The organism is Paraburkholderia sp. EG287B, assembly GCF_040965595.1.
GTDB lineage: Bacteria > Pseudomonadota > Gammaproteobacteria > Burkholderiales > Burkholderiaceae > Paraburkholderia.
Genome location: NZ_JBFRCG010000013.1, coordinates 332,062 through 344,536 on the forward strand (window position 1 = coordinate 332,062; position 12,475 = coordinate 344,536).

Sequence of the window (12,475 nt, forward strand, 5' to 3'; positions counted from 1 at the left end):
AATTTAGCCGACGACGCTGGATGACCGGTCATGGCTGACCGCAGCCCCACGCGGTTGGCCCTAGCGACCCGCTTCCGCCAGTCGATCTAAGCTGCCGAGACGGCAGCTTTCAAGGTACAACTGTCGTTCGAACAGTCACGTTTGCCGAGGCTTGCATCTCGAAAGCAACCGCATGCTGCAGTGCGGCGACGAAATGATCCAGCTCGAGCTTGAGCATCACGCCATTGAATAGCTCGGCAACCAGCCGCGAAGGCGATGGCAGGCATGGCGACGTACGGGCCGCCTCTAATCGAACCGGTCGCTGACCAGAGCCAGGCCCACCACAGTCGGTGCTCCACCGAGCTGTACCATCGGCACGAAGGCTGGCGACGCAGCCTCACGAACCTGGGTCCCTGCACCGCCACTTCGCGCGCGTAAGTGATCGCTTATCCACCTGCGTAACAGGTTCGCGTTCAGTCCGTGCTCCAGCGCCATTCCCGACACTGATACATTCGGCTGCAAGCACGCCTCAACCAGTTCTTGCTTGGCCTGCGGGTCGAAGCGTCGGCGTCGCCCGCCGCGCTGAAAGCCTGCTACCAGACGTGCCTTCAGATCGCTGATGTCTTCTGCCATAGCGTCCACTTCGTAGTTCAAGTGGACGCTATCGTCGCCGCTCTAGCCTCGCTGGAACAGGGCGTCGATGAACGATCGCTTACCTTCTTTCAGGTCCGCTCATGGACTCACCTTTCGCCGAAATGCTCGGGAATCCGTATTCTCGAGATCGTGTGGACCTTCACCTGGTGAGCCCACGGTCCATCGATTGTCCGTTGATCCTGCGAAACGGCCGCGCCGTAATCGAGCGAAATGTTGGTGACAAGAACGTCCTCACCATGGAATACGAAAGCAGACGGCCAGAGGAAGCCGATGGGTGCCCCGTCGCGATCGATTTCGCCGAAGTCGCCGAGCTTGGCAATCACCCGGCCCTGCGTCGGCTCGAGCACGAGAATCTCATCGGACTGGTTGCACACGACCCAGATGTTGTCGTGCCCGTCGATTTTCAGACCGTCGGGCCCGCCGCCGACGCGGTTGACGAAGACCTCAGGCGTGCCGGGTTCGAGCATCGGGCCAGTCACCGGTATCTTGACAATCGTGTCGTTCGCCGTATTGGAGACGAACAACGCCGTCTTCTCGTTATTGAACGCCATATCATTCGCACCGATGCCCGGTGGTAGCCTCGTCGGCTTGAGCAGCGGGCTTGTGACCCACGCCGACCCTTCGCCGCCGTATGGTCCGACTTTCCAGATAATGCCCTGGTGGCCGTCGGTCACGTACACATTGCCCGCGGCGTCGAACATCAACCCGTCGAGGCCGGGGTCCTTGCCCGTGACCGTCATGAACACGGATGATGCACCCGTCCTGGGATCGACGCTCAGAACCTTCCCGGACACGTTATCGACCACAAGCAACTTGCCCGTCTGGGGATGGAAGCCAATGTCAGTCAATATTCCGCTCGTGCCCCCGATGCCGACAGTCCGTAGGTACTTGCCCTGTGGGTCGAACACAACGAACGTTCCCCCAAACGTGGTGACATAGATGTTGCCCTCGCGATCCACGGTGATCCCCGCGGGATGCGCTTCACCGGGGGGCAACGTGGCGAATCTCTCGACCGTCCCGCGCTCCCAGGCCTGCGTGGTGAGCGGCGTCGCCAGCAACACCAACCATATCAGCATCGGTAACATCAGCATTGACTTGGCTCTGTTCATTCTCTGTCTCCTAATATCGAGGGTCTCTGGATTCGTCGCCGGTCAATACGACTTCGGCAGACCGAGCGCGAGCAGCGGCAGCACGCTTTCGCGCAAGCCGCGCTCGACGCGGTACTCCTTGGCGTAGCCGACTCCGTTTAGATCAATCGTTTGGCCTACTTGTAACGACGCATTAGAATGTCTCGAATCGATGTATTTACTATAGAGCCTTTTTTGACCTCCATGCCCCAGCCACTATCCGGCGACAACAATCTCGACGCGGGTGCAGGAACAGATACCAGCCGTTGACGCGTTGACGGACCAACGACCGCAACACGGCTGACGGCACTCCGGCCATGGTTTGCGCGGAAGGGCCGTTGTCGGGTGCGGAGCCGACCTTCAAATGTCCAGCCGAGAGCGAGGTCGAATGGCCGGACATGGCCAACTGCCGCCCGATTGGCCGCCCGAAATCACCGAAGGCTACCCGCCCATCGTAACCGTGAGGGTGATGTCCTTCTGGATATCCAGAGGCGACGACCCGGGATACAAGTCGTTGGCCTGCAGGTGGAACACACCTCCGTAGCGGATCGTATGCGTGCCGGGCGGCAACTGGAGCATCAGAAAGTAGCCCGCACCCACGGACGTACCATTCCCGCCTTGCGTCTCGAAGATCCATGGCGAGGGCGCATGGAAGTGAAACTGCTGGGTCTCAGCGAAGTAGGCCGTGATGTTGGGCACCTGCTGGCCGTCAATGAAGCAAAAGAGGTCGCCAATCCGGCTGGCGAATTTTTCGGCAATGGCCTTCTGCCCTGCGTACGTTGTCGCCCGGAACGGCGGGTCATCGAGAGAGGATGCCTCGACATCGAGCATGGTCAGAAAAACGGCCTTGCCAGCCGGGATGACCACCGCCGATTGGTTGCACGAGCCGATAGTGTCCGGAGCGGACCAGAACCAGACGCTACCGGTCTGATCAGCCGAAATCGGCCGGTCAGTGGAGTTGCATGCGGCAAACGGATGCTGAAGCGGCGCCAGCGGCAATGCGAGAGCCCACTGCCAAAATGCTGCTGCCCATTCAGCGTAGGTTTGCCCGCGAAACGTGCTGCCGGGCGGAACGATCTGGGCAGTCGTGACCGCTGAGGGCACAACGGCGTTGTTGGCAACTGCGCCCGTCACAGCACCACCACTATCGCCTCCCCCGCAGCTGGTCAGGTTCATTGCGACCGCGGTAGCGAGGGCCGATGCACTGAGCGCGCGCTTGGCGAGTGAGACCAGGTTTTCCATCACGACCTCCGATGAGTCGAAGCGTATTCACTGGAAGGAACGGAAATCGCGTGGTCAAGGGAATACGGCGGGCAGCGACCAACGCGATGCCGGACGGCAATGGCGCAATAAGTTGGCCGGAGATGTTGCGAAACGACTTGTGCGATTGCTTGAGTGAGCGCGAGCCTTGAACGGCCATACCACACCCACCCCGGATGAATCGAGAAGCAGACGCATTCAGAAGTGCCCGGCACGTCGATCGCGACGTAGACAAGTACGTGCGTACGTTGAAGCGGAGCACGCCAGGCACTACTGACGGGGTTTGTGCTGAAAGCGAGTGCGCATAGTTGCCTGTTCGTCTTGATTCACTACGCGCCCCTGGACACCAAACAAGAAGACAGAGGAGAACATCTCAATATCTGGATAGAGCGTAGGGCAGCAGGGGGTTGATTACAACCTACGCTGGAAGATAATTTGCAGGATTGCGAATGACTGTAAGTCGTTACCGGGAACCCAGAGCAGTGCATGCGGCCGCTCGCGGTGATGAAACTGACGTTCGAATGTCCGACCTAGCGCCGTTGCGAGCGACTCTTCATGGCCGGGTTCTGCCTGATGGCGACGGGGGCTCTTGGCCGCCACCGTGCCGTCGGCGAATGCACCAACCCGACCCATCGCTGTCTTTCACCAGTGGACATGATGAGCGGCAGTTTCCGTTGAGAGGGCGGTTATCCCGATGTCAGCGCCAGGGGCAAAGCCCGCATCCTGACTTTTTCCGATGGACCGCCCCCGCACGAGCGTGCGACCCTAACGCACATGGCCGAGCCATCGAGTCGGCCTCTTGGGGGGGCGAATGAACGAACGTGCTGCGTACCCTGCGCATCGGGCGACAAATTCGAGCGCGATGGAACTCTGGACCGCGCGAGTGGGCCGGACGGCTTTGACGGTGATCGCCGGCGGTGCGGTCCTCGTGCTTTCGGCGTGGATCTGCTTCCTCCTTGGATCCAGGCTGACGGTTGCCGCAACGGTCTGTGTGACCGAGCTCGCCTTATTGGCGCTCGTCGGCAGCCTCACGTCTTCAATTCTGCTGTCGGTGATCGCTGTCGGCAGCCTCGACTATTTGTTTACTGAACCCCTTTTCACATTTCGCCTAGACCTAGCCCGCGATGTCTGGGCGCTGACTGCGTTCTTCGTCACCTCGTTGACAGTGAACGGGCTCGTGCACCGCTTGCGCCGGCTTGCCGCAATCCATCGAGAACAGGCGATGCTTCTCGATCTCACCCATGACAGCGTGACAGTGCGCGACATGGATGACTCAATTACCTACTGGAATCGCGGTGCCGAGGCGCTCTTTGGATGGAAAGGCGACGAGGCGCTGGGGAACGTGTCGCGTTCGCTGTTGCGCTCGCGCTACCCCGTCGACCCGGATGAGATAAAACAGACTTTGCTGGAGACTGGATACTGGGAAGGCGAAGTCATGCACCTGGCAAAGAGCGGCGCAGTCGTCACGGCGCAAACGCGTCAATCGGTATTGCGCAACAAACAGGGCTTGCCCACCGCGATCCTGGAAACCAGTACCGATATCACTGAACGCAAGCGCAATGAAGAAGCGTTGGGTTATTTGGCCCGCGTCACTACAATCGGGGAATTTGGGGCCTCGCTTGCACACGAGGTCGGGCAGCCGCTCGCATCGATCGGCGCGGACAGCGCGGCCGCCCTGTCATGGCTGAATCGCGAGTCGCCCAACATTGAGAAGGCGTTGACCTCGTTGCGCCGTATTGACGCCGAATGTCGGCGCGCAACCGAGATCATCCGCCGCGTGCGCGGGCTGACGAAGCGAGAGCCACCCAATATGACGCGTCTGGACATCAACGACGTGGTTAGAGAAGTCGTCCCGATCATGCAGCGCGAACTCTTGAATCACCAGGCGACGCTGAAGACAAAGCTTGATCCTCATCTGCCGCCGGCGCTCGGAGACCGTATACAGCTCGCGCAAGTCACGATCAATCTCGTCATGAACGCGGTAACCGACCGCCCACGCGAGCTTGTCATCGAGTCACGCCGCGGCGACGCCGGTGACGTCATCGTCGCGGTGCGCGATTCCGGCACGGGCATTGAACCAGGAAATGCCGAGAGGCTCTTCCAGCCGTTCTTCACGACCAAGCCCGAGGGTATGGGCGTGGGGCTATCAATCTGCCAGGCAATCATTGTGTCGCACGGGGGTGAAATACGGCTGAGGAACAACGTTGGCCATGGTGCAACGGTCGAGTTCAGTGTACCGGCGCTCGCCGCGCCCGACGTCGCAAATCAGCAATAGGCGACAGGTCCGCCAACGCCGCGCCTCTCCTTCGGACAAGGTGGCGAACCAAGCGGGTTTCCCAACGCGAAACCGTTCGCGAACACACGTGTGCGCGGTGGAGCTGAGAGGACCGTCAGTCATCGACGATCTGGCGCAGCCTGGCGTCGGCCTTGATGCGCGACCCGGTGGCCTTTGCGATCCACTGCAGCGCCTCGCGGCGGCCACTCGTGGCGTCTTTTGGTAATGGAGAATCAAACGACTGCTATCGAAGCTGGATCGACCACGTCACTGCCCCCCTCCCGGGGCCAAACGACAAGTGCTGGCCGGGGTCCTGCCTGCTGGCGAACGCTGGCTGGGCCGCTGCCGTCCCGTCGGCGAATGCGCCAAAACGACCCGATGCGGTCCTTTAAACCGGCGCGACTCCGATGGCTGCTTACGGACCCGATTCGGCCAGTCAAGCATGCGCAATGCGGACGCTCACAACGACGTTGCGCTGTCTATGTCTACTCCGGCCAATGGTTCTAGAATGGCTGCTCTCACCTCGAAACTGCTCCTGATGCTTACAATCCGCCCACTCACCAGCGAGTCGCACAGCGATTGCGCGAACGTGTTGCGCATCTTTCTGGAGGCACCTTCGTACACTGAACTCGTCGAAGGTCGGCCGCCCTCCGAGAAAGATGTTGACGATTTCTTCAATGGCAAGCCAGCCAGTAAGGATGCGGCGGACAAATCAGTCTTCGGATTTTACGTTGAGCCAGACATGGTCGGCTGTGCTGAAGTGATTCGCTCATATCCGAACGATGACTGCGTATGGATCGGGTTGCTGCTTTTTTCAGGAGCGCATCAGAGTCGAGGCTACGGACAAATTGCGCTGGCTTTGATCAACGAGATGGCGCGTGAGTGGGGCTACCGGAGACTGCAACTCGCCGCTATTTCGACGAATCCGCGCGCGTTAGCGTTCTGGCAACGCGAGGGCTTTGAGACCGCCTATAGCACGACCAATCCGAGATTCATCGGCAACGTCATCGTGATGGAGCGACCAATCAGATAGCGGCGTCGAATGGCTCAAACTAGCCGGAGTTCACCCTTCGCGCGACCGTACAACTTGCTGCAAAGCGATCGAGCTCCGGCATCCAATTGGATTGGGCATGCGTCATGACGACCACGCCGAATTTTGCAAAACGATTCGGTAGCCGTCGTGATCTTCAAATGTTCTACCTGACACGTCCCAATAAGGGTTGAGCGACGTCACGCGAACAAAGCCGTTCTCGGCGAGGCGATCGCAAGTCGACTCCCACTCAGCTCGATCCGGGGCATAAAACACCAGCAAATCCTCACATGTTGGTGTTGGCGCGACCGGATGTTTGCGGCACTGTGTGAACTCGAAGTGATAGTCCAAGCCGGAACATCCGAGCATCACCCCGTCGAACCCCTGATGGTCTTGAAATTTTGCCAGTACAACGAGGCTGAGCGCCGCGCAATACATACTTTCTGTCCTCGAAAGGTCGCTGACAGGTCTGGCAATTCTGAGATGTGCTTGCATCGGAATTCTTGTCGGGATCGTTGGCCAAGAGTGTCGAAACGTCGATCCCTAAGGATACGTCGAACGTAAATTGTCGCCAATTCTCAGTGCCTCGCTGACTGACCGAAAGTGGCCGCACTGCGTCCCACGACCGGGCACGCCGCTCGCCCCCGGCCCACGTCTCATGGAACAGGCATAACCGACCCATAGCGGACCCGCAGCCCTCTCAACAACGGCCACTCGGCAATCACCAGGTGGATATTGGACTGCGCCAAAGTCGCTTAAGCCCACGAAACACACACTGGTGCCAGCTTGCAGCATTTGAGTCCGTGTCCGGAGACACTTCATCGGCTACTCGACCCCAAGATGGCGTCCGTCTCGCCGCAAAATCACTGGGTCGCCTCTATAAACTGGCCGCCCTGGTATTTGTAGAAGCGCGAAACATCACTCTTGTCTCCATAAACGTCCCAGCGTACCTGGATGCCTACTGGTGCCTCTTTCCACGAAATTGCCAAATATTCCGACTTTTGATTGGAATCACTTGCCAATTCGAGATCTTTGAGACAACTCTGTACCTGCAAGGCAAAGCGCGGCACCGCAGAACTCCCGTGCAATTCCAGTGCGTAGAGAGTTCCTTCCTCACCCGCACCGCAGTACCCCGAGGGATTGGTACTAGACGACTGATTTACAACGATGAGAATGTATTCCTTCCCGTCTATCAAGCGCGAGTGGTCGGCCGGAAAGCCAATGCTCGAAGACTTCTTAAGGGCTCGACTGAGAGCAGTTGGCACTTGAATGGGCAATATCTTGTGCTTCCCGGCGTCGACCGTAAAAAGGCGGTTCTCTTTCTGTTGCACCAAACGACCACCTTCAAGGTCAATTTGCGCGGGTGGAGGAACTTTCGCAAGTGCGCTGGCGCTACCTACACCTAACGCCACCAGAAAGGTAAATTGTTTAATTCCCGGCAATGTGATCCGCATAGCAAATCCCAGAGTAGAGCCAGACGTGATCTTTATCACGCCCAGCCTTCATTTTCCTGTAAGTTTCTTTGTCGCGTTCGTGCAATTGATCGGAAGTCTGCCCAGCGTTTGCCGAGTTTGACATGTCCCAACCAATGTTTGAGGTGGACGGGTCGCACATGATGTCACCACTGCGGTCCCATGCCTGCGTTTGAGGGTTCCATTCGTAATACTTGCTGCCGTTCCACAACCCGAAAGTCTCGCGTGATAACTGCTCCTGAGTGTACGGATGCGCCTTGAGGAGCACTTTTGCCTTTGCTTGCTTGTCCTGGAACAACGTCACGCCGACCTTAACGTTTTCCTTCCAGTTCCAGACTTGTTCGTAGTTTGGCGCCGGATTAGTCATCTGTGTTAGCCCATAGCCGGAATCGCCCGCGACCACAGGTTCATTGTCAGCGTTAATGAAGTGCTTGAAATGACTCTCCTGATCGATGACCTTGTCGAAACCGATGGTGTCGGGAAGTGTCGACACGAAGGCCACCACGTCTTCTTTGGTGGGATTCTTTCCTAAGACGAACACAGTGCGCCGGAACTCCGAGCCACCCGCCGTGACCTCGACGGACAACTTACCTCCAACGATCTTGTTGTCGAGATTTGCCTGCCATGACTTGTCGTTGCTCGTGAAGGTGCCATTAGCAGTAAATGTCTTTAACTTCTTTCCGCGCTTCGCGCTTTCGCGTAGACCGCTAACCTGCGCATCCCACGCAATGGTCCATTTCCATTGATAGGGCGGAGAGGCATCCGTCTTGATCTCAAAAAAAATCGATGGGAATTTCGGTATCGCGTCGATATAGAACTTATCGCCTGTCGCCGGACGAACCCATTCGCCCGCATCGTTCTGAATCACGACCTTGACAAGCGATTTGTCGTTCGCAGATGTTGTCGATGCATGCTTCACGTGTCGGATGTGATGCTTATGCTTCTTCGGTTGAGTCATTATCGTCCACCAGCTTATAGATGGTTAGAGAAAGGCTCTCTGGCTCGTCCGTATAAACATGCTGAGTCAGTCCTTCACCGTCGCTGTACCCGGACCATTTCTTACCGGATTCACTCTCAATCTCGTAACGTGTGTGCGGCAGCGGAGTGGTCTCATCATCGTCGAGCAAACGGAATTGCTCGTGGTAGCGAGACGCCGCACCAGAATTTGGCAATCCGGGCAGCACGTACCCTTGAGCGGTGGGGCCGCTGAATGAATGCTGGCCGCCCTTGATGTCAATCTTGCCGGGTGCGTGAATCTCGATGTTTCCATCCTTGATGCGGATATACGCACCTCCAGATGTCAACAGGATTTCCTGCTTTGCCGCCGCCTCAATGTTATCCGTTACTGAGAGCAGCTTTACAGCTTTTTGAGCAGTGAGTTCGATGTTGTCCGAGTGCGCCTGGACTTCCACCATGCCCTTCGCAGCAAAGAGCTTCATCCCCGCATTCTGCACAAAGAGGCTCAGCCTCTCCGAAACACTTGCAATCAGCGATTTTCCGGTTGCGATATGCGTGCTCTGGCCGCTGACGAGATTGGTCTGGGCATCACTCGCGATATGAACAGACTTCTGCGTGGACAGCGCGATGCCTGCCGGGCTACCGAACAGCATGACTGGTCCCTTGAATGCGTTGGCGTTGCCTGTTCCACCGCCCGCCGTTTTTCCGCCCGATGATGAACCGGATACGCTGTTCTGCGTCGCGTCCGTGAACATTTTGAGTGAATCGTAGCCGTCGTTCAGGCTTCCTGCCTGATGTGCCGTGCTGGCGCCTGACATCGCCTCCAGCACGCTTTTCGAATTCACAAGCTGCGAAGTGGAGTCGCGAGCATCGAGCGGCTGGCTGGCCGCGGGGTGGGTGGTGACATAAAGGCCTTGACCCGCGCGCACTGCTCCAAATGCGTCAGACTTCAGGTCAAAGCCGCTGCCCAGGTAACTCCCTCTCGTGTTGCCGGACTGGTCGATGAGGTAACCCAGTTGTAGCTGGGCATTCGTGCTCGACGAGTAAAGTTGAAGCCGGTTCTGGCCCGTCGAGTCGTCAAGCACCATCTGGTTATAGCCGCTGCCCTGATATTCCTTCGATTTGTAGCCGGAGAGTAAGCCGTTGGAATGCCAGTGCGGTTGCGTCTGGCCGTTGTAGACCTTCCCTGTAACCACGGGCCTGTCACAATCGCCGTCAACCCAGTTGATCAGGACTTCTTCGCCGACCCGTGGCACATGCACGCTGCCGTATCCAGCGCCCGTATCGGACATGGCAACCCGCACCCAGCACGACGCTCGATCGTCGCCGTCGTTGAGCCGGTCCCAGTGGAATCGCACCTTGATACGGTTCAACGAGTCGGTGTAGACCTCTTCGCTTGCCGGGCCGACCGCGATCGCCGTTTGCAGATGCATCGCTGGTTTGCGGTGCTCAAGCGGACTGCGGTAGGGCACGATCCTGAGGCGGGGCTCTTGTAATCAAAGGTGCGGGTGGTCAGCATTGAGCTTTGCAGCGTGCGCGTGCAGGACCACTGCGCCAATGCATCCGCTTCTCTGCTGATGCCCGCCCAGTAAAACTCAACCGTTTGCGGTGAGAGCGCCGGAAGGTGGTAAATATCGTCTACGACCACGAGCGTGTGCGACTTGCCATCGCTCGCCTGCTCGAAATAGCGGAACAGGCCTTCGCCCTCCATGACGCGATGAACGAAATTCCAGTCGTCTTCATACTGTATGCAAAACGAGCGAGCAGGAAGGGGCTTGCTGAATGCAAAGCGAAAAGCACCTTGAGCCTGCGGATGCATGTTGAAGACATCTGTGAGGATCGCGTCGGCCGGCTTGTCCTGCCAGATTCGTGCATCCTTGCGAAAGCGCAGGAAGTGCATCCATGACGCAAAGGCGATCTGGTAGCTGGTCAACCCGCCGTCCGAGCCGAGCCGGCGTGCGGTGTGTACGTAACCGTGATGAGGCAGGTAGGACTTGTCGCTCTGCTGGATCCACAGCGCTACCGGCTGCGCAATCAGCTTCTTGAGTTCGATGGCGTCGGAGGGCGAAACAACATCGGCCGTGAATTCAAAATGACGGCCAATGCGTGAATAACCCAGGACCCGCTGAGGCAGTAGCAGGTCACTGCCAAGCGGATTATCCAGTTTCAGCAGGCGGTCGCTTTGTAGCAGCCCACCGGTCAACGCCCCGATTAAGTCCCGCGCACCCATACTGCCTCTTCGTGTTGTTCACTGCGCTTAATATGCTCGAGCGGGATTTTACGGGATGCCAGAAAGGTCGGCTAGAAACAATATTCAATAAAATCAGTCCTTGAGACGCATTTCCAATAATTTATATGCGCACCGCATATAGGAAATAATTTTGCCAAAGAGTCATCGTTTAGATGGTAAATCCGGCGACTGCCGGCTCAATGCCTCGGTAAAAATTACTGGGGCCCGCATTGCTAGTCATCCACGCAGCGCCGCCAACGGTCCGTTCTTCGCCGGCGGGAGCCGATCCTACGCTTCGGCTCGACGGATTGCCGCGATTAGTGAACCGGCGGGAATCGTAGAATTGGCGAAAAATCGATCTTCCACAGGACGAGCTCGAACAACTGACCAAAGTTGTCCGAAGACAAGGTCGCGAGGATGGCAACGCCATCCGAATCTAGAAATGCCATCTGGCAAAGGTCATCGCCGAGACGGCGCTCCCCTTATTCTGCGAATCGAACCGAATGCTACCCATTCCGCCATCGCTCAGATCTTCGACCAGGCAGTTCGAGAGCAAATCTCGGAACGAGTCTTCCTGCGAGACCTCATGAAGCATATGCTCAATGAGCGCTCGTTCATCGGGGCCAAGAGCTCTCAGATTCATCGTGGTGGACTGTTGTTGCCAACGCGGCCGACAGCGAAAATTGTTGAAGATCTACGCGCGGATGTCGACTGACCGTTCATGGCCGAATCCGACCGAAGCACAAACCAATCGCTGACAGATCAACTGCCGGTCTCAACGAATACCGGGCGGTGGCCCAGACGCGTTTTATGCCTCATTACGGGTTACTGGTCCGCATGTGTTTCCTGTACCCGCTTCTGATGGCTGAACCGCTCCCGGTACGCCGCCGGACTTGTAAGCGCGATGCGACGGAAATGCCGGCGCATTGACTCTTCTGAGCCGAAACCCGCGAACTCGGCGATCCTCGCGAGAGGCAACGCCGACTGCGCTTCGAGCAGTTCGCGGGCGACCGCCACCCGTTCACGGACGACCCATTCATAGGGCGCGAGCCCGGTGGCATCATGAAACTGCCTTTGCAATGTACGTGGACTCATGGCAGCTCGCGCGGCCAGCGAGCTCAGTGTATGCGGTATTCCCGGATGCTCGCGTACCCAGTCCATCAGCTTTGCAAGACGCCCGCTTTCGTCCTGCGGCATGGGGCGAGGCACGAATTGCGCCTGACCGCCCTCACGATGCGGTGGTACCACGAGCCGCTGGGCGACCCGGTTTGCTATCACGCTCCCATAATCGCGCCGCACCAGATGAAGTAGCATGTCCAGCCCCGCGGCCGACCCTGCCGATGTAATGACCTGCCCCTCATCTGCGTACAAGGCGTCCGCCTGGACGCTCACATGTGGGTAACGTTGCTGCAGTTTAGCCGCGTAGCGCCAGTGGGTCGTCACCGTCTTCCCGTCTAGCACGCCGGCAGCGGCCAGTACAAACACACCTGA

The 12,475-nt window shown here is 58.0% G+C and carries 9 protein-coding genes and 1 pseudogene; 2 read left to right on the forward strand and 8 right to left on the reverse strand.

What is annotated here, in order from left to right:
• Positions 1-285: 285 nt before the first annotated feature.
• The 3 genes from AB4Y40_RS25390 to AB4Y40_RS25400 form a co-directional block, all read right to left on the reverse strand.
• Positions 286-633 carry a transposase gene (locus tag AB4Y40_RS25390; protein WP_368690156.1) on the reverse strand — a complete coding sequence of 116 codons (348 nt, stop codon included), beginning with the start codon at positions 631-633 and terminating at the stop codon, positions 286-288.
• Positions 634-719: 86 nt separating this feature from the next.
• Positions 720-1,742: an SMP-30/gluconolactonase/LRE family protein gene (locus tag AB4Y40_RS25395; protein WP_368690157.1), complete on the reverse strand. Its 1,023-nt coding sequence runs from the start codon at positions 1,740-1,742 to the stop codon at positions 720-722.
• A 459-nt stretch (positions 1,743-2,201) separates the two neighbouring features.
• On the reverse strand, positions 2,202-3,002 hold the full coding sequence (locus AB4Y40_RS25400; RefSeq protein ID WP_368690158.1) for a hypothetical protein: 801 nt from the start codon (positions 3,000-3,002) through the stop codon (positions 2,202-2,204).
• 880 nt (positions 3,003-3,882) lie between these two features.
• On the opposite strand from AB4Y40_RS25400, the gene AB4Y40_RS25405 reads away from it, so the two are divergent.
• Positions 3,883-5,295: an ATP-binding protein gene (locus AB4Y40_RS25405; RefSeq protein ID WP_368690159.1), complete on the forward strand. Its 1,413-nt coding sequence runs from the start codon at positions 3,883-3,885 to the stop codon at positions 5,293-5,295.
• Between the two features lie 508 nt (positions 5,296-5,803).
• A complete protein-coding gene (locus AB4Y40_RS25410; RefSeq protein ID WP_368690160.1) occupies positions 5,804-6,328 on the forward strand; it encodes an N-acetyltransferase family protein in 525 nt (174 codons plus the stop codon).
• Positions 6,329-6,430: 102 nt separating this feature from the next.
• Here the strand turns inward: AB4Y40_RS25410 and AB4Y40_RS25415 are convergent, their stop codons facing one another.
• The 5 genes and pseudogenes from AB4Y40_RS25415 to AB4Y40_RS25435 all read right to left on the reverse strand — a co-directional run.
• Positions 6,431-6,820: a VOC family protein gene (locus AB4Y40_RS25415; RefSeq protein WP_368690161.1), complete on the reverse strand. Its 390-nt coding sequence runs from the start codon at positions 6,818-6,820 to the stop codon at positions 6,431-6,433.
• Between the two features lie 368 nt (positions 6,821-7,188).
• Entirely contained in the window at positions 7,189-7,779 is a 591-nt protein-coding gene (locus AB4Y40_RS25420) for a hypothetical protein (protein WP_368617813.1), read from the reverse strand.
• Positions 7,754-8,755 carry a hypothetical protein gene (locus AB4Y40_RS25425; protein ID WP_368690162.1) on the reverse strand — a complete coding sequence of 334 codons (1,002 nt, stop codon included), beginning with the start codon at positions 8,753-8,755 and terminating at the stop codon, positions 7,754-7,756. Before AB4Y40_RS25425 ends, AB4Y40_RS25420 begins: the two co-directional genes overlap by 26 nt.
• Positions 8,733-10,984 (reverse strand): annotated as a pseudogene (locus tag AB4Y40_RS25430) (type VI secretion system Vgr family protein). The gene AB4Y40_RS25425 and the pseudogene AB4Y40_RS25430 overlap by 23 nt, the downstream one beginning before the upstream one ends.
• 825 nt (positions 10,985-11,809) lie before the next feature.
• Positions 11,810-12,475 (reverse strand): helix-turn-helix domain-containing protein (locus AB4Y40_RS25435; protein WP_368690163.1); only part of this gene is annotated, 666 nt, incomplete at its 5' end.

Excerpts from the sequence above, each read along its gene's own strand:
- AB4Y40_RS25415 (WP_368690161.1), bottom strand. The coding sequence starts at position 6,820 with ATGCAAGCACATCTCAGAATTGCCAGACCTGTCAGCGACCTTTCGAGG.
- AB4Y40_RS25400 (WP_368690158.1), bottom strand. The coding sequence starts at position 3,002 with ATGGAAAACCTGGTCTCACTCGCCAAGCGCGCGCTCAGTGCATCGGCC.
- AB4Y40_RS25420 (WP_368617813.1), bottom strand. The coding sequence starts at position 7,779 with ATGCGGATCACATTGCCGGGAATTAAACAATTTACCTTTCTGGTGGCG.
- AB4Y40_RS25395 (WP_368690157.1), bottom strand. The coding sequence starts at position 1,742 with ATGAACAGAGCCAAGTCAATGCTGATGTTACCGATGCTGATATGGTTG.
- AB4Y40_RS25425 (WP_368690162.1), bottom strand. The coding sequence starts at position 8,755 with ATGACTCAACCGAAGAAGCATAAGCATCACATCCGACACGTGAAGCAT.
- AB4Y40_RS25405 (WP_368690159.1), top strand. The coding sequence starts at position 3,883 with ATGGAACTCTGGACCGCGCGAGTGGGCCGGACGGCTTTGACGGTGATC.
- AB4Y40_RS25410 (WP_368690160.1), top strand. The coding sequence starts at position 5,804 with ATGGCTGCTCTCACCTCGAAACTGCTCCTGATGCTTACAATCCGCCCA.